Below are 15,969 nucleotides of genomic sequence, written 5' to 3'. Positions count from 1 at the left end.
CTCAGAACAGAGGCAACCCAATTTCGCACGCTTCGGGCCGTGCGCCGACTTCACTCAACTGCAGCGAACTGGTCTTCAGCCCAGCGGCGGATTTTTTCTTCTCGCGGCATGCCTCGATATTGGCGCGGAGTATTCCAGGCTTGGGTTGATGGGTGCCCTGTTCGGTAGGCTCTTATGTCAGGAATATGCTCTTCAAACACTTCGTGGGCGAACTGTGCCGCCTTTCCCAGGTAAACGATGATTTCGGGCTGAACGCGCTGCAAACGGGCAATGAACCTAGCTCGGTTCTCGGGTGCCAGAACGTCCTGTTTGCGTGGCTGCGTGCTCCCATCATATCCCTCGCGCTCGGGATATCTTGGCAGTGAATGTGCATTGACTAAGCTGTAGGCATCTAGTTGCGGCGATGGAAAAACCAGCGGATGCAGGACCTGCAAGCGTCGCAGCATGATTTCAAGATTTTGGCCGGACTGCCCTGCGAAAGGCCTTCCGTCCCGTTCCTCTTCACGTCCAGACAGGCCCCGACCAGCAGTACTCTTGGATGTACATGGACAAATCTGAAATCAGCGGCGTTCCTACACATCTCGAAAGCCTAGCTGACCATGATCGGGAACCCAAGGGCACCGGCGACGTGGTGCGAATACGTCCTTACAGTCCAGCCGATAGCGAAGTGAATACGGCAGAAATAAATCGCCCATGCCCACGAAATTTCACCTGAAAGCCGAACTACAGCTTAGTTCTGTCGCCCCAGAAGAATGCCAGAGCGGGAAACCCGCCCTGGCGCTAAGATCACTCGGTGACCGGATTTTCATCGCGGCGCGGGAAGGCGACCATTTCGACATCGGGAAACATGCTGTGTTTGACGTTGATCGATGTGATGTTGCCGCTGTCGTCGGTGTTGACGAAGAGGACGCCGCAGCGGTCCCAGAAGTTTTTGCCGTCCTTTTCGCCGGATTTGACGTTCAGTTTCAGAGTTTGAGTAGCCATTTTTGATCCTCACTTTGAGTGTTTCGATGAACATGGCCAAAGCTGGCAGCAAGTGGCTGTCAGCGAGAAACTTGCTTCGCGAGGAATGCGCTGGCGCAGGGGAATTTTCTTGTTGAAGCGGGGCTTACACCGCGCCTGCTACGGCTGCCCGCTTATGTTCAGCAATCAGAAACACGGCGTTGAGGGTCTGAGTTCGGCACTCCACAACCGACTGCCACGTCGTAACGCATCGTAAAGACCAAGGACCTCAAAATCCCGCTGCAGCCAAACGGCTCTCGGTCAATCCAATTCCACAACGGCCCCAGCTCACGTTAGCGCCAAATCCGCTTCCTCGTGCTCGAAGGCTGTCGCCATCTCCTTGATTTCCCTCTCCGGAGCCCCCAAAGTCCGAGCAACGTCACGCCAAGCCATAGTTGCTTCGGCTACCTCTGCAATGATGCGGTCTGCCTCGCCGCGTTCGAGAAGATAGGATTCATGTTGCGCGCGGTGCAGGGCAATGCTGGCGTCCGGATTGTTGTCATCAACGTAGCTTTTGAGCACACGCGGTTGGTTCGGCACAGGGTTGATGTCGTAGGCCGGTGAGAGGTGCCATCCGCCACGCCCCCGCAGAAAACCGTGATTGCGCATATGGTCATCGAGGTTCGTGACGAGAATGGAAAAGGCAACCCGCCGGTAGAGCTCTTCTCTATCTTGGTCAGGCGTGACGCTTTCCGAGGTAATAATATCTGCCAGGTCCAAATAGCTGTAGCTTTCGCCGTCTTTGCCGCCCAGCATCGCCATGGCTGAGATGAACGGGATCCTGCCGTCACCGTTCCGGTCAAACCGATGGGACAAGAAAACCGGCTTGTCGCCTGCCATCTCAAGCGTGTGATCACAAACCGTGATTCCGGCGCGTCTTGCCAATTCTAGTGCAATGGTTTCCCAGCGTTCCACGCAATAGGTGTCGGTCTCTTTCGGGAACTTGGCGACAGACAGGCGGCCGTGTTGGTCGAGAATGCTGGCCTTCGGCCGAGCGCCGCCCAGAGAACTTCCCGGTGCAAACAGCATCTTGAGGTCCTCAGCAGTCTCTTCACCGCGCAGAACGCGCTGAGACGCATGAAGCAAATCCCCGAGGCTTACGAGCGCAGGCACGCCGATGCCTTCGCGCGCTTGAAACTCGCTATCAACCTTGAAGCGCAGCGCACCCAACCGGGTCTCGTCATTCACCCCAAGCAGGTAGTCGGTTTCTTGCAGCGTCCTCGGACGTCGCCCCTCGGCCTCTGCCATGCGCCCCTCATAGCGCCGCATCACCGTTCGTCCCCAGGTGTCGGGGGCAGAATCCCCAAGCGGTGCAAGCATGTCCTGCCCTGCCTCAGGCACGAATTGCCCTCTGACGAGAGGCATGTCCGGCGAAAGCCCGAAGGCATTTTCGTCGGCAAGCCAATCGTCATGATACGTAAAGGACACCCGCTCTCTGCCACGCCCCGCTGTGCGGTGGAGCGTGCCAACCCGTTTCAGCCCTTTCCAGTCGATCCAGACCTCAACCATTTTTCAGTCTCGCACGCTGCGGGAGGTCATCCAGGGCCATCTGCTCGCCAACCGGGTCATCGAGATCCCCCCAGCCTTTCAGAAGGCCGAGCGCCTGCAGTACTGCCACGTAAGTGCCGATCTTAACTGCAGGGTTCCCGCTTTCGATCTTGGCGATGGTCTGCCGCGTTGTGCCAGCACGCTGCGCAACAATCTCAGCGGTCAACTTGCGGCGCAGTCGCGCAACACGAATGTTTTCCCCAAGTGTCACGAGCTCCTTACGCGCCGCCCTGGGCATTTTGATTGAAACAGCCATAATGAAACCTCCAAGCAACACTAAGCGTCAATATGTTACGTTGAAATAACATTATTGTCAATTTTCACTGCTTAACCTTACGATCCAACGCCACTGCTTGCACCACTGCTTATGTTATCTAAATATAACATTGAGAGCATTAAGGTCACCCTTACGAAACATGGCTTATTACCTAACCGCACTCATCCAACGCGTCGTCTCGAACGAAACAATTGCGTTCCCTTCCCTCGAAAGTCACACCTGCAGCCCCGCAGCGCGCACCTGCTCGGGCGTCACCAGTTTTGACGCGACCAAATCCTCAATCTGCCGGTTGGTGATGTGGCGGCACAGGGGATGGCGCTCGTGGATCCACTCGGCGAGGCTGGCGCGCCCCTTGGCTTCGGCCTCTCGCGCTTTCTCTCGGTCGGCCTGGATCTGGGCCAGCCCCTTTTCCCAACGCCGCATCTTGAACCAGTTGTCCGAGAAACAAACCTTGCTGCGCGTGTAACCTTCGCTTTCCTTGGCATAGGCTTTGACCGCCTGCTTCAGATCATCGGGCTTCAGCCCTGCCTTCAGGGCCGCAGCGATCAAGCGCAGACTGGTCCGCCGGTCTCGGATCCTGTCTTCGGGATAGGCCGCCAAGATCCTCTCAACTTCAAGATCTTCAAGCTCCGCCGCCGCCTCGCGCCTGCGCGTAGGTGGTTTATGGATGGTTCTAGGATGGTTTGGGGTCCACCGTGAACCCCGTACCCCGTTCACCGTGGACCCCGTACCGGGTTCAGGCTGGACGGGGTTCACAGTGAACCCCGTCTCAATTTCGGGCTCTGCAGTGGGTTCTAGCGCGGCCACGCGCTCCAGAACGATGCGGTAAATAACGGTGTAGCCGTTCTTGCATTGCCGCCGCCCTGTCTCGATCAGAATGCCTTCACGCAGGAAGTCGATGATGGTGCGTTTGACGGTGCTTTCGCTGAGCTCAGTGTGGCGCTGGATCGTCCCCTTGGAACACCAGATGCCCGAGCCATCATCGCTCGCCTTATCGGCCAGGAACATGATGATCTGCTTGCGTGCGGCGCTGCCAAAGCGGCGCTCGGCGCATTCATTTGCGATGCGCCAGCTCATGATCTCACCGCCAATTGGGTTGAGGTCAGACCGGAAATGCCGTAGGTATTGGGGAGGAAATATTCTTCTATGCCGTTGAGGTGGGTGGCCGCCCCCTCAGCGGTTTTTCTTTGCCCTTTCGCCAGAGCGGGAGACTGTGAAAAACCGTTTACTTGGGCCTCGTAACCTACTGAAAAGTGACCCTGAACGAAACAAGTCCGTTTACAATTTTCCCCTTTGAAATCAACGAAATTTTCCGGATTGCAAATCCGTGTACACCGGTTCGATTCCGGTACTCGCCTCCACAAACTTCTCGAAGTTTCGACAGTGGTCCCACACACATTTCCCGACCGTTCTTCGCCGTCGTGAAGCCAATTCTACGCCAGTCGTCGTCAGCACCATTCCGTCAGGCTAGCCTCCCCCGCAGACAACGAGCGCAGCAAGACAATTGGGAACAAGAAGCCTCTCAGTTCTTCCGTGACCCTCGACATTTCGGGTATCGCGAACATCCCCGAAAAGTTTCTCCCGTTTTCCTATTGGTGCGCTCAACCATTTTTGCACCGCACAGCGGACATTTGCTTTTATCAATGGCCTTGCCTGCAACATGCGTTTTCACAGACCTCACATGCTCTCGTCGTGTTCGCCGGGTCGCCTCTAACGCGCGCGACTTGAGCCGCTCTTCAAATCGATGAAGATCACTTTCCGAAAATACAGGGTTTCGACGCATTTTGATGTAATCCGACAATCCCGAAGCCCCCCACAGAACATTTGGAGGCATAGGACTTTTCGGCTTAGCGTCACCGACAAAGACCACAACATTGTAGACATGCTCAGAAGGAATTTCGAGCAGCGCTTGCACAACCTTCACATGGCCATAGTTTTGTCGAAGCGGATTTTGAAACTGCTTTTTGAATTTCGGCAGCACTTGTGTCCAACGCGCTTGCCCTGCAGCGCCGAAAATCCAACCCGACATATTCTTGGTTTCGACGACAAAAACACCGGAACGCAAAAGAACGATGTGATCAATCTGCGTCGTTCCTCGCGACGTGGGCAGGGTCACATCTTTAAGCATTCGATACTGAACGTCACCAAGATGACTTTGGAGCGATGCGTTCACCCGCGCCTCACCCAGCGCGCCACGAACAGAGGGCGATTTCAGATAGGCGACAATCGTGACAAAAATTACAGAAACAATGACAACAACTGCCACTTCCATGGCTCACCTCCCCAACACGCCGAGAGGCTAGCAAGATTGTTCTGCAAAATCATGCAAAATGAAATATCACCGCCAAGCCTCACCCCGCTCCAATTCCCAACAGATTAGCCCTCCCTACCCGCTCAAGCATTGACACGCCCCCTCACGCCATACAGTCTTTGCACCATCTCGTGTTGTCGCTCGGAAAATTGTTTTGAAACAGGCCCCTCAGACCCTTGTTGTCGATCTCGACGGCACGCTTCTTCGCTCTGATATGATCTATGAAACCTTCTGGTCCGGCTTTGCGCGGGATTGGAAGCTGCCGTTTCGCGCCCTCAAAGCGCTCTCGAACGGCAAGGCGGCGCTCAAGCGGCTCTTGGCGGAACGCTCCGATGTCGATGTGACCACCCTGCCCTATGATGCGGCGGTGATCGAACGGGTGCGCGCATGGCGCGAGAGCGGCGGGCAGACTGCGCTTGTCACCGCGACGGACCAAGCCATCGCCGATAAGATTGCCGCGCATCTCGGGCTGTTCGATGTGGTGATTGGCTCCGACGGTCAGTCCAATCTCAAAGGCCCCGCAAAGGCAGAGCGCCTTGTCGCGGAGTTTGGCGAGGGCGGGTTTTGCTATGCCGGCGATCACGAGGCCGATCTGGCGATTTGGAAGGTCGCCGATGCCGCGATCACCGTGAATGCCAAGCCGGACCTGCGCGCTCAGGTCGCGTGCGAAGGCCCGATTGAGCATCTGACAACGAAAACCCGCGATCTGCGCCCCTATGCCAAGGCGATCCGCCCGCATCAGTGGCTCAAGAACATCCTGATTTTTGTCCCGATGCTGGCCGCGCATGAGTTGAACCTCGGCGTCTTTTTCCGCGCCTTCGTCGCCTTCGTCGCCTTTAGCCTCATCGCCTCCTCGGTCTATGTGCTCAACGACCTGCTCGATCTGAAAGGCGACCGGGCGCACCCGCGCAAACGCCTGCGCCCCTTCGCCGCCGGAACGATTCCGATTGCGCGCGGCACGGTCATGGCGATCTCGCTGCTGTTGGCCGGGTTGATCCCGGCGATCCTGCTGGGCCTGCCGTTTCTCAAGGTCATGCTGATCTATTACGTCCTGACCACGGCCTATTCGCTCTATCTCAAGCGTCAGCTCGTTGTGGACGTCTTCGCCTTGGCCGGGCTCTACACGATCCGCATTCTCGCGGGCGGCACAAGCTCCGGCATCCCCATGTCGGTCTGGCTCTTGGCCTTCTCGATCTTTTTCTTCTTCTCGCTGGCCGCCGTCAAACGTCAGGCCGAACTGGTCGACAGCCGCAAGTCCGGCAAGCTCCAAGCCCATGGCCGCGGCTATCATGTCGATGACGTGCCCGTCGTGACCATGATGGCGCTCGCCTCGGGCTATGTCTCCGTGCTGGTCTTGGCACTCTACATCAGCGCGCCGAAAGTGGCGGAACTTTACGCCCAGCCCGTCTACCTCTGGGGCGCCTGTCTGGTGCTGTTCTACTGGATCAACCGCATGGTAATGATCACCCATCGCGGCCAGATGAATGACGACCCGGTGCTCTTCGCCGCGAAAGACAGGGTCAGCCTGCTGTCCTTTATGCTCATTCTCGCTCTGGGCGTCGCGGGGGCGGTTCTGTGAAAGCCACACCGCTCTCGCTGCCCGCTCTGGTTCTGCGCTACGGCCTTTTCGCTGCCGTGGCGACGCTGGCCAATCTCGGTGCCCAGCGCATCGTGATCGCCCTCTGGACCCTCCCCGGCGCCCTCCTCGCGGCGCTGATCACCGGCACGGGCATCGGGCTTGTGGTCAAATACCTGCTCGATAAGCGCTGGATTTTTTACGACATGGAAACCGGGGCCAAAGCGCATGGCCGCAAATTCGGGCTCTATACCGCGATGGGGCTGATCACCACCGCGATTTTCTGGGGCATGGAAGCGGGCGCGTGGTGGATCTGGCACAGCACACCCGCGCGCGAAGCAGGCGCAATCCTCGGCCTCGGCATCGGCTATGTGGTGAAATTCCAACTCGACCGCCGCTATGTCTTTCGCCCGAACGTGACCGAGACAGTCGCTTGAAACTGACCGGCCTACTTTGCACCTTTTGCCGGATATATCCAGCGACGTCCTACTTCCGAGCGCCAAACATATCGCTTTAGGGCTCATATATTTTCGAGAGCGCGATATGTCCGAGCGCTGCCCCCCACCCCCATATTTCGGCGGGGAAGTGGCGAAACGCCTAGTACACAGATTAAATGATATAAAATTGGCGATCCCTTGAGGACTCGAACCCCAAACCTGCTGATTAGAAGTCAGCTGCTCTATCCAGTTGAGCTAAGGGACCGCTCTTTGGCCGCGAGGGCCGGGTTAGAAAAAGCGCCGGGACGAACCGGCGCTCATCTGTCGTCACAAATTGGCCGGATCAGTGCGTCCAGGGCGCGCGTCTGTCGGTGGCGAAATTCTCGCCGTACCCACCGGCGCGTACGTTATGTTTGCGCTTATGCGGCTCTTGCACGACGTAGTCGAGCCCATGCGTCTCGGCATAGGCGATGGCATGTTCCTTGGTGTCGAATTTCATCCGCACCTGAGTTTGTGTGTCGGTCGAAGAGGTCCAGCCCATCAGCGGATCAATGTCGCGCGAGGAGGCGGGCGCATAATCGAGATGCCACTGCTTGGTCTTGCCTTGCCCGGACTGCATGGCATTGCGGCTGGGCTGATAGATACGAGCGCGCATCGGGTGACTCCTTTTTGCCTTGCGCCGGTTATCCCCGTTTCCGCAAGCCGTTTCAAGCCCTTCGCAGGGCGAAGCCTCTGACGCACAAAAAAAACCCGCCGAAGCGGGGTAAATTTCAAGATCAAACTTATCTGGAGGGAATTGGCAAACAGACGAAGCGACTGCCCGACCGGGTATGAGGGAGCGAGGGGGTGTGTGGGTGTATCACGCCCGATCGAGACAGTCTTTTCTGCTACTTGCACAATCAGGTTAGGCACTGTGCCCCTTCTGATGCAAGAGAAAAATACCGCATAGGTTGTAAAAATTTTAAATGTTATATCCCTTAGGTGGTAATGCTATCTTTACCTTTCCGTGCTTCCGCACGCGTATCCCCCATAAGACTTGCCCATGAGATTTACCCAAGCACCTCCCCCAGGAGGCTTGATGAGACCCGATGAGACTTGAAAGGCGAACAAAAAGGGATCATCTGTTAACCACGCCTCAGAAAACGACCCTTAAAAGACGAAAAGAGTGCCCATGGACCCGCGCCTGATGACCGATCCGCCGAAGGAGCTGAAACATCGCCCCAAACTCGAAGGCGGCAAGAAATTCGTCATGCACAGCGCGTTTGAGCCCTCCGGCGACCAACCCACCGCCATTGCCGAGATTTCCGCCGCCATCGAAGACGGCGAGCAAAACCAAGTGCTTCTGGGCGCCACCGGGACGGGGAAAACCTTCACCATGGCCAAGGTCATCGAGGCGACCCAACGCCCGGCGATCATTCTTGCCCCGAACAAAACCCTCGCCGCCCAGCTTTATGGCGAGTTCAAAGGCTTCTTCCCGGAGAACTCCGTCGAGTATTTCGTCTCCTACTACGACTATTACCAACCCGAAGCCTACGTCCCGCGCTCCGACACGTTCATCGAGAAGGAAAGCCAGATCAACGAACAGATCGACCGGATGCGCCACGCCGCCACGCGGGCGCTTCTGGAACGCGATGACGTGATCATCGTCGCGTCTGTCTCCTGTATCTACGGCCTCGGCTCGCCCGAGCTCTACATGGCGATGACCATCGATCTGGAGATGGGCAAGGACTATGACCAGCGGGAGCTGATGGGCGAGCTGGTCGAGCTGCAATACCGCCGCAACGACACCGCCTTTGACCGCGGCTCCTTCCGGGTGCGCGGCGACAGTCTTGAGATCTGGCCCGCCCACATGGAGGACCGCGCGTGGAAGTTTTCCTTCTTCGGCGAGGAGCTTGAGAGCATCACCGAATTCGACCCGCTGACCGGCAAGAAAACCGACACGCTCGAACATGTCCGAATCTACGCCAACAGCCACTATGTGACGCCGAAACCGACGATCCGTCAGGCCATCGCCGGGATCAAAAAGGAGCTGAAACAACAGCTCGTCAAATTCACCGATGAGGGAAAACTCCTTGAGGCGCAGCGCCTTGAGCAGCGCACCAATTTCGATCTTGAAATGCTGGAAGCCTCGGGCTTTTGCAACGGGATCGAGAACTATTCGCGCTACCTCACCGGCCGCGCCCCCGGCGAGCCGCCTCCCACCCTGTTCGAATTCATTCCCGACAATGCCATCGTCTTTGCCGATGAAAGCCACGTTTCCGTCCCGCAGATCGGTGGCATGTATCGGGGCGACTACCGGCGCAAATCGACCCTGTCGGAGCACGGTTTCCGCCTGCCCTCCTGCATGGACAACCGCCCGCTCAAGTTCGAGGAATGGGACGCCATGCGGCCGCAATCGGTGTTTGTCTCCGCCACCCCCGCGAAATGGGAGATGGCGCAGACCGGCGGCGTCTTCACCGAACAGATCATCCGCCCGACCGGCCTTCTCGATCCCGTGGTCGAAATCCGCCCGGTCGAGACGCAGGTGGACGACCTTCTCGATGAGGTCAAGAAAATGGCCGAGCTGGGCCGGCGGGTGCTTGTCACCACGCTGACCAAGCGCATGGCCGAAGACCTCACCGAATATCTCCACGAGCAAGGCGTTCGTGTGCGCTACATGCACTCCGACATCGACACGATCGAGCGGATCGAGATCCTGCGCGATCTGCGTCTCGGCGCGTTCGATGTGCTGATCGGGATCAACCTTCTGCGCGAGGGGCTCGACATCCCGGAATGTGGTCTCGTCGCCATTCTCGACGCCGATAAGGAGGGCTTCCTGCGCTCGGAAACCTCCCTCATCCAGACCATCGGCCGCGCCGCACGGAACGCCGAGGGGCGGGTCATTTTGTACGCCGACAAGATCACCGGCTCGATGCAGCGCGCCATGGACGAAACCGACCGCCGCCGCGCGCGGCAGATGGCCTATAACGAGGAACACGGCATCACGCCGCAGACGGTGAAGAAAAACGTCGAAGACATCCTCGCCGGCCTCTACCAAGGCGACGTCGACATGAACCGCGTCACCGCCACGGTCGACAAACCGGCGGCGGGACAGAACCTTCAGGCCGTGTTGGAAGGCCTCAAAACCGACATGCGCGTGGCCGCCGAGAACCTGGAGTTCGAAGAAGCCGCCCGGCTCCGCGACGAGATCAAACGTCTGGAAACCGTCGATCTGGTGCTCCACGACGACCCGCTGGCGCGGCAATCGGCGGTGGACGATGCCGTGGCGGATGCGAAGGCGAAGAGCGGGCGGTCTACGGCTGGGAGACCGGGGATGCGGGGTGGTAAGGCTGGACGGGGGAGGAAGAAGTAACAAGACTAAGTTGCATAGCTTAAGCGTTTAACGCAAATATGTTCGCATTTGATGTAACGGGGGGCTTTATGCGCTATCTTTCTATTCTCGCTCTAACAATTCTCACCGCCTGTAGCGGCACAATGACTGGCCAAGTGCGTGGCACTGGCGAAAAAGTTCAAATCAACTTCGAAGAAGATATGGGGTTCACAACCTACACCACCCAAATCGGATCCGAAAATTTCTCCGGAAAAGCCGTTCCAGATGGAGCTACAACATATACCGCTTGGGGTCCGGACATGACCCCAATTTACGGCAGCGGTGGCACCAACAAAGTCGTAGCAGTTCTACTTGGTGATCAAGGCAACTCATTGAATTGCCAGATGCGCTATGCAGATTCTATGCTCATTACAGCATCAGGTGGCGTCGGCGTGTGCAAGCACTCTAACGGACAAACCATAGATATCGTCTGGTAAGCCAAAGCGCCCGGCCCGAGGGCTGGTGCGTGAAACGCGCCCGCCCATGGGGACGGGTCGGGCGCGTTCGGACATGCGAGCATGTCCGATTGGCCGAGCGCGACGATGCGTTCTACTACTCCGCCGCCAGCCCCTTGCCCAAAGGCCCATCCCCGCTTGGCGTCTCGCCCTTGATCTCGAAACTCGCCCGTGTGCGCGGCAGTGCATGCGGATGCGCGCCTTGCAGCCACGTCAGCAATTTCTCCCGCACCTCACAGCGCAACTCCCACAGTCGAGGCGAGGTTCGCGCCGACATCAGCCCCCGCAGTTCCACAACATCCGACGCGCTATCCACGACCTGAAGGTTCACCACCTGCCCGTCCCAATACTCGCTCTGCTGCACGAATTCCTTCACCTTCGCCCGGATCGCATCAATCGGCGCGGTATAGTCCACCCGCCACATCACGGCCCCGATCACGTTGGTGCTGTCACGGGTCCAGTTCTCGAACGGGTTCTCGATGAAATAGGTCAGCGGCACGACCAGACGCCGCCAGTCCCAGATGCGGATCACCACATAGGTCGCGGTGATCTCCTCGATCCAGCCCCATTCCCCCTCGACGATCACCACATCATTGATCCGAATGGGCTGGGTCAATGCAATCTGAATGCCTGCAAACACATTCGACAGCACGGGCCGCGCCGCGATCCCGAGGACAAGACCGGCGACACCAGCGGAGGCAAACAGCCCCGTGCCGATCTCTCGCACACCGGGGAAGGTCAACAGGATGCCGCCAGCGGTGAACATGAAGATCACAAAGAACAACACCTGCCGCAGCACTCTGAGCTGCGTGAGCGTCTTGCGCGCGGTGAGGTTTTCCTCGTCATCCGTGTGATAGCGCCCCATCGCCCGCGTGGTGAAATGGTTCGCCACGATATAGGCCGCCCAGCCGAGCGCGAGAATAAAGATGATCCCCATCGCATGCCGGATATTCGCCACCCAGACCGAGGGCAGTGACACCAGAGGCAGCACCACCATGAGCGAGAGAAACACCGTCATGAGCCGCATCGGGATCACCGCTTGGCGCATGGTGACCCGCGCGACATGCGAGCGATCGGAGAACAGCCGGCGAATGATCGCCCTGAGCCCCCAGTTGACGGCAAGCCCCAAGAGGATGGCGCCCACGACGATGGCGACATCGACAAAGAAGTAATCGAGACGGAATAAAAAGCTGCGAAGTTCGGAGAGAAGCTCTTCGAAGGTCAAAAGGGAGGCCCCTGATTTTTTTGGCGTGATACCTTTTACCTAGGTCCCTCAGCCCAAGATCAAGCCCCCCTTCTGAAAAGAGCGCAATTCGCCTCCTTCCCCTAGCCGCCCGTCACCGTCAGCCCCAGCATGCGCCAAACCTGCATGCCGCCGCGGTAATAATGGATTTTCTCCGCCGGGAAGCCCGCCTCGATCATCCGCCGCGCCGCCGTCGGCGACTGGCCACACCACGGCCCGTTGCAATAGAGCGCCACGGTCTTCACCTGATCGCCCTCGCAGATGAAGCCTTCGAAATCCGGCTCACAGCCCAGCTCGCCCAGCCGGTCCGCCGCCTCCGTGTACGGCATATGCACCGCGCCGGGGATCGCCCCGCCGTCAAAGTCCGGCTTCACCCGGCTGTCGAGCACCATCGCATCCGGGTCCTGCAACATCGCAATGAGTTCCAACTCGCCAATCGTCGTGACGCCCACGGCGGGCGTCATCGGCTGGATGCAGAAATTCGGGCAAGGCCGTGAGGTCTGCGCCCAGTCCCCGCTCAGCCTATTCCCATTGTCCTGAATGCGAGAGATTTCCACCGCCCCCGAAGGCGTCTCCACCGTCGCCGACATCATATCCGCCGTGATCCCCACCGGATCGGCGCAGGCCGCCCCGGCAAGCACCGAGAGCATCAAAGCCAAGCGCATCAATAGACCCCCTCCACGTCATACATCACCGGTTCGAACGACTTGCACATGCCGTTGATCACCCGATTGCGCTCCCGCATTTCATCGGTGCGCAGCATCGCCTGAAAATCCTCCCGCTTCTGCCATTGCGAGTAATTGGCGACCCGCGTTTGCGCATCATTGATGTGCAGCGCCGCCGAAATGAAACCGGGCTGTTTGGAGATCACCTCCGCATAGGCCGCTTGCAACGCCTCCATGAGATCATGCGCCAAACCCGGCGTGGTTTCGAATGTCGTCAGAACCGTCTGACAGGTTTTGTCCTTGGAAATAACCGGCATCGTCTCCTCCCTGAAATGAGCCAAGGAAAGCTTAGCACGGATATCTCGCATTTTAGCCAGTCCGGTTTTGAAGAATCGCTCTTCCCCCGGTTACGGTGCCGCATCCCGCGAAACGTCCCGGCGTTTCCGCGACGGATTTACCAAAGTTTTCCGGCTATTCTCCCCACTCACTCCGCGCTTTTGCCCAAGCCTCGCCGCATTTGCGACGACCGCGCCGTGAATTTCCATTTTCCTCACGATTCCTGACGGTTAACCATAACAAATCCTTGCCAAAGCCCCGGTCGATTTCGCTAAAATTCAAACGATCTCTCATCAAGGCCCGCAAAAGCGTCGCCCGGACATGTCCAGAACGGACCCACTCTCCCCGCCCCAGACCGCTGCGTCACCACGGGCTCGGGATGTGCTCTGAAAGGACATTTCAAATGCGTGTGCTGCTTGCTGAAACCAACTGGAACGCCATGATCGCCGCCGTCGGCCTCGCCGAGGCTGGCATGCTCGTCACCCGTGTCAACGACGGGCGCGAATTGATGGATTTTGCCGATTTCGGAGAACAGAACGCCATCGTGCTCGATCTCGACATGCCCGACATTAACCCGTTCAATCTCATTGCGCAGCTGCGGCGCAAAGACCCGGTGATGCCGATCTATGCCCTGACCGAGCGCACCGATTGGGAGAGCCGCAAACGCGCCTATGATCATGGCGCCGACGACGTGCTCTCGGGCCCTGTCGAAGCCGACCTGCTCGCCGCCCGGATCAAGGCCGCAGTGCGCCGCAGCGGCGGCTATGCCAGCAAGGCCTTGCAGGTCGGCGAGCTGATGATCAATACGGAGACCCTCACCGCAACCCATTCCGGCACGCCCCTGCAACTGACGCGCAAGGAATATGAAATCCTCGAACTGCTCATGCTCAACCGCGAACGTCTTGTGACCCGCGAAATGCTGATGACGCATCTCTATGCTTGGGACGATGAACCGGACGCGCGGATCATCAATGTCTATCTGAGCCGCATCCGCCAACAGATCGCGGCCTGCGGCGGCGCACCCGAAATTGTCGAGACGGTCTGGGGGCTTGGCTACCGGATCACGGCGGGGGCACGTCTGGAAAACGCCGCCTGAGCGCGCGTTAAGACCCTGTCAAACCTTATGGCCTACCCTGCGGGCGAGTCACATTCCCGCCCGCAAAGGCGTCGCCATAAAAGGTTTCATCATGCCCCGCATCTCGTCGCGCCTACCCCTGCGCGCCTTTGCAAGCTTTCTGCTGACCGCTCTGCTCATGATCCTTGAGCCGACGGGCGCTTTTGCGGATGCGGAGCTACAGACAAAAATCGACGTCGCCGGGCGGCAGCGCATGCTCAGTCAACGCATGATGCGGACCATGTGCAATGTCGAGATCGGCGTCGATACGATGGCCAACAAGAAGACGCTTCTGACTTCTGAATTTCTATTTCGAACCTCTCTTCAGGCGTTGAAGGAGGGCGGCGGTCCGTCAAAATTCACGCCGGAAACCGATCCGCACTCACTGACCCTCATCACCCGGATCGAAGAGGTGTGGGAGGAATTTCGCAGCGGCATTGACGCCTTCAATGCCGGACGCCTCAAAGGCTACGAGGATTTCGCCGCCATGTCGGAGCTTTCTCTGGACTTGCTCAAAGTCTCCAACGCCTTGGTTCAGCGCCTTGAAACCCGCTACCAAGCGCAAGCCACGCAATCGGACCCGGCGCTAGGCAAGATGATCAACATTTCCGGGCGCCAGAGGATGTTGATCCAAAAGGCGGGCAAAGAGGTCTGCCTGCTGCATATGGCCGACGGCACGCCCGAAGCAGAGCGTCAGATTGAGCACATGCAACAAACCCTGACGCTCTTTGAAGACTCCGCCTTCGGCCTCACGTTTTCCTCGCCAACCCTCGGATTGCCGCCCCCTCCGACAGAAGACATCGCCGTGGACAATTTCCAGCATTGGCAGGAATGGAGCAATCTCGTCACGCTTTTCGAGGCTTCGCAATCCTCGCGCCTCGACCCGCACGAGCTGCATGAAATCTCTATAAGCGTTGAGTTTTTTCTCAAAGCCCTGAACGAAACAGTCGGTCGCTACGCGGCTCTTTAGCCAAACAAAGACCGCCCCCCCCAAAGGGGCACATGAGGACCGCGCCCGACCAAACCAACAAAAAAGATCAAGTATTCACGCATCCCCTCTGGTCAGACGGTCTTGCCCTATTTAAAAAAGGGGGATGACCAAGGATACGCACTCTCCAATCCGCCCCACCGACGACGGGGCCCGCACCATGGCGCGAGACTTGATCGCCGGGGCGCGCATCGCCGCGCTGGCCGTGATCGATCCGGACAGTGGTGCGCCCTATGTCTCCCGCATCGCCTTCGGGCTTGGTGCGAAAGGGGCATGGTTGACGCTGGTCTCCGATCTCTCGGCCCACACCAAAGCGCTGCGCAGCTCGCCCCGCGCTGGTCTGCTTTTGGGCGAAGCCCCTGACAAGGGCGATCCCCTCGCCTTCCCCCGCCTCTCCGTGCGCGCCGATGCTCGTTTCGTACCGCATGGCACCGAAGAGCATCTGAGCCACCGCGAGGCCTGGCTCAAGCATCACCCGAAATCGCAGCTTTACGTTGATTTCGCGGATTTCTCCTTCGTGAGCTTCGTCCCCTTCGGCGCGGATCTCAATGGCGGGTTCGGAAAAGCCTATCAGCTCACGCCGGACGATTTGCATCGCCCCATGTAAAAAAACCGGACGGTCAAACCGCCCGGTTTCCCCTGTTTTG

General features: G+C 58.4%; 17 protein-coding genes and 1 tRNA gene. 7 read left to right on the top strand and 11 right to left on the bottom strand.

What is annotated here, in order from left to right; translation table 11 throughout:
- Positions 1-50 precede the first annotated feature (50 nt).
- The 6 genes from ACYBHZ_RS10680 to ACYBHZ_RS10655 all read right to left on the bottom strand — a co-directional run bounded on the left by ACYBHZ_RS10680 (position 51) and on the right by ACYBHZ_RS10655 (position 5,099).
- The gene (locus tag ACYBHZ_RS10680) at positions 51-515 is read right to left on the bottom strand and encodes a uracil-DNA glycosylase family protein (protein ID WP_460274269.1); all 465 of its coding nucleotides are present in this window, start codon (positions 513-515) and stop codon (positions 51-53) included.
- A 271-nt stretch (positions 516-786) separates the two neighbouring features.
- A complete protein-coding gene (locus tag ACYBHZ_RS10675) occupies positions 787-984 on the bottom strand; it encodes a hypothetical protein (RefSeq protein ID WP_460274259.1) in 198 nt (65 codons plus the stop codon).
- Positions 985-1,290: 306 nt separating this feature from the next.
- Entirely contained in the window at positions 1,291-2,511 is a 1,221-nt protein-coding gene (locus ACYBHZ_RS10670) for a type II toxin-antitoxin system HipA family toxin (RefSeq protein WP_460274258.1), read from the bottom strand.
- Positions 2,504-2,806 (bottom strand): helix-turn-helix transcriptional regulator, encoded by a 303-nt coding sequence (locus ACYBHZ_RS10665; protein WP_321831838.1) that lies wholly within the window; start codon positions 2,804-2,806, stop codon positions 2,504-2,506. The genes ACYBHZ_RS10670 and ACYBHZ_RS10665 overlap by 8 nt, the downstream gene beginning before the upstream one ends.
- 234 nt (positions 2,807-3,040) lie before the next feature.
- Positions 3,041-3,904 carry a hypothetical protein gene (locus ACYBHZ_RS10660; protein ID WP_460274257.1) on the bottom strand — a complete coding sequence of 288 codons (864 nt, stop codon included), beginning with the start codon at positions 3,902-3,904 and terminating at the stop codon, positions 3,041-3,043.
- Positions 3,905-4,349: 445 nt separating this feature from the next.
- Positions 4,350-5,099: a nuclease-related domain-containing protein gene (locus ACYBHZ_RS10655; protein WP_460274256.1), complete on the bottom strand. Its 750-nt coding sequence runs from the start codon at positions 5,097-5,099 to the stop codon at positions 4,350-4,352.
- A 193-nt stretch (positions 5,100-5,292) separates the two neighbouring features.
- Here ACYBHZ_RS10655 and ACYBHZ_RS10650 point away from each other — a divergent pair, with 193 nt between their 5' ends.
- Both ACYBHZ_RS10650 and ACYBHZ_RS10645 read left to right on the top strand, forming a co-directional pair.
- Positions 5,293-6,717, top strand: coding sequence for a UbiA family prenyltransferase (locus tag ACYBHZ_RS10650; RefSeq protein WP_460274255.1), 1,425 nt, complete (start codon positions 5,293-5,295; stop codon positions 6,715-6,717).
- Positions 6,714-7,151, top strand: coding sequence for a GtrA family protein (locus ACYBHZ_RS10645; RefSeq protein ID WP_460274254.1), 438 nt, complete (start codon positions 6,714-6,716; stop codon positions 7,149-7,151). The genes ACYBHZ_RS10650 and ACYBHZ_RS10645 overlap by 4 nt, the downstream gene beginning before the upstream one ends.
- A gap of 188 nt (positions 7,152-7,339) precedes the next feature.
- Here the strand turns inward: ACYBHZ_RS10645 and ACYBHZ_RS10640 are convergent.
- Together ACYBHZ_RS10640 and ACYBHZ_RS10635 are read right to left on the bottom strand one after the other, a co-directional pair.
- Positions 7,340-7,416 (bottom strand) — tRNA-Arg (locus ACYBHZ_RS10640).
- 78 nt (positions 7,417-7,494) lie between these two features.
- Entirely contained in the window at positions 7,495-7,806 is a 312-nt protein-coding gene (locus ACYBHZ_RS10635; protein WP_460274253.1) for an ETC complex I subunit, read from the bottom strand.
- Positions 7,807-8,322: 516 nt separating this feature from the next.
- Between ACYBHZ_RS10635 and uvrB the strand changes: the two genes are divergently transcribed.
- On the top strand, positions 8,323-10,503 hold the full coding sequence (uvrB, locus tag ACYBHZ_RS10630; protein ID WP_460274252.1) for an excinuclease ABC subunit UvrB: 2,181 nt from the start codon (positions 8,323-8,325) through the stop codon (positions 10,501-10,503).
- A 68-nt stretch (positions 10,504-10,571) separates the two neighbouring features.
- Positions 10,572-10,958 carry a hypothetical protein gene (locus tag ACYBHZ_RS10625; protein ID WP_460274251.1) on the top strand — a complete coding sequence of 129 codons (387 nt, stop codon included), beginning with the start codon at positions 10,572-10,574 and terminating at the stop codon, positions 10,956-10,958.
- Between the two features lie 115 nt (positions 10,959-11,073).
- On the opposite strand, the gene ACYBHZ_RS10620 is transcribed toward ACYBHZ_RS10625, so the two are convergent.
- From ACYBHZ_RS10620 to ACYBHZ_RS10610, 3 genes are all read right to left on the bottom strand, one after another.
- Complete coding sequence (locus ACYBHZ_RS10620; RefSeq protein WP_460274250.1) at positions 11,074-12,201, bottom strand: mechanosensitive ion channel family protein; 1,128 nt, start codon at positions 12,199-12,201, stop codon at positions 11,074-11,076.
- Between the two features lie 101 nt (positions 12,202-12,302).
- Entirely contained in the window at positions 12,303-12,884 is a 582-nt protein-coding gene (locus ACYBHZ_RS10615) for a rhodanese-like domain-containing protein (protein WP_460274249.1), read from the bottom strand.
- Entirely contained in the window at positions 12,884-13,201 is a 318-nt protein-coding gene (locus tag ACYBHZ_RS10610; protein WP_460274248.1) for an antibiotic biosynthesis monooxygenase family protein, read from the bottom strand. Before ACYBHZ_RS10610 ends, ACYBHZ_RS10615 begins: the two co-directional genes overlap by 1 nt.
- Before the next feature lie 422 nt (positions 13,202-13,623).
- Between ACYBHZ_RS10610 and ACYBHZ_RS10605 the strand changes: the two genes are divergently transcribed.
- The 3 genes from ACYBHZ_RS10605 (at position 13,624) to ACYBHZ_RS10595 (ending at position 15,929) form a co-directional block, all read left to right on the top strand.
- Entirely contained in the window at positions 13,624-14,316 is a 693-nt protein-coding gene (locus ACYBHZ_RS10605) for a response regulator transcription factor (protein WP_460274247.1), read from the top strand.
- A gap of 91 nt (positions 14,317-14,407) precedes the next feature.
- Positions 14,408-15,304, top strand: coding sequence for a type IV pili methyl-accepting chemotaxis transducer N-terminal domain-containing protein (locus tag ACYBHZ_RS10600; RefSeq protein WP_460274246.1), 897 nt, complete (start codon positions 14,408-14,410; stop codon positions 15,302-15,304).
- A gap of 124 nt (positions 15,305-15,428) precedes the next feature.
- The gene (locus tag ACYBHZ_RS10595) at positions 15,429-15,929 is read left to right on the top strand and encodes a HugZ family pyridoxamine 5'-phosphate oxidase (protein ID WP_460274245.1); all 501 of its coding nucleotides are present in this window, start codon (positions 15,429-15,431) and stop codon (positions 15,927-15,929) included.
- Positions 15,930-15,969: the final 40 nt, after the last annotated feature.

Source organism: Celeribacter sp. ULVN23_4 (assembly GCF_054788345.1).
The sequence above is the reverse complement of the archived record's forward strand: the minus strand, read 5'-3'. Positions and strand labels throughout refer to the sequence as shown.

Bases quoted from the DNA above. Each gene is read 5' to 3' on its own strand.
- ACYBHZ_RS10600 (WP_460274246.1), top strand. From the start codon at position 14,408: ATGCCCCGCATCTCGTCGCGCCTACCCCTGCGCGCCTTTGCAAGCTTT.
- ACYBHZ_RS10595 (WP_460274245.1), top strand. From the start codon at position 15,429: ATGACCAAGGATACGCACTCTCCAATCCGCCCCACCGACGACGGGGCC.
- ACYBHZ_RS10635 (WP_460274253.1), bottom strand. From the start codon at position 7,806: ATGCGCGCTCGTATCTATCAGCCCAGCCGCAATGCCATGCAGTCCGGG.
- uvrB (WP_460274252.1), top strand. From the start codon at position 8,323: ATGGACCCGCGCCTGATGACCGATCCGCCGAAGGAGCTGAAACATCGC.
- ACYBHZ_RS10625 (WP_460274251.1), top strand. From the start codon at position 10,572: ATGCGCTATCTTTCTATTCTCGCTCTAACAATTCTCACCGCCTGTAGC.
- ACYBHZ_RS10615 (WP_460274249.1), bottom strand. From the start codon at position 12,884: ATGCGCTTGGCTTTGATGCTCTCGGTGCTTGCCGGGGCGGCCTGCGCC.
- ACYBHZ_RS10605 (WP_460274247.1), top strand. From the start codon at position 13,624: ATGCGTGTGCTGCTTGCTGAAACCAACTGGAACGCCATGATCGCCGCC.
- ACYBHZ_RS10675 (WP_460274259.1), bottom strand. From the start codon at position 984: ATGGCTACTCAAACTCTGAAACTGAACGTCAAATCCGGCGAAAAGGAC.
- ACYBHZ_RS10655 (WP_460274256.1), bottom strand. From the start codon at position 5,099: ATGGAAGTGGCAGTTGTTGTCATTGTTTCTGTAATTTTTGTCACGATT.
- ACYBHZ_RS10670 (WP_460274258.1), bottom strand. From the start codon at position 2,511: ATGGTTGAGGTCTGGATCGACTGGAAAGGGCTGAAACGGGTTGGCACG.
- ACYBHZ_RS10610 (WP_460274248.1), bottom strand. From the start codon at position 13,201: ATGCCGGTTATTTCCAAGGACAAAACCTGTCAGACGGTTCTGACGACA.
- ACYBHZ_RS10665 (WP_321831838.1), bottom strand. From the start codon at position 2,806: ATGGCTGTTTCAATCAAAATGCCCAGGGCGGCGCGTAAGGAGCTCGTG.
- ACYBHZ_RS10660 (WP_460274257.1), bottom strand. From the start codon at position 3,904: ATGAGCTGGCGCATCGCAAATGAATGCGCCGAGCGCCGCTTTGGCAGC.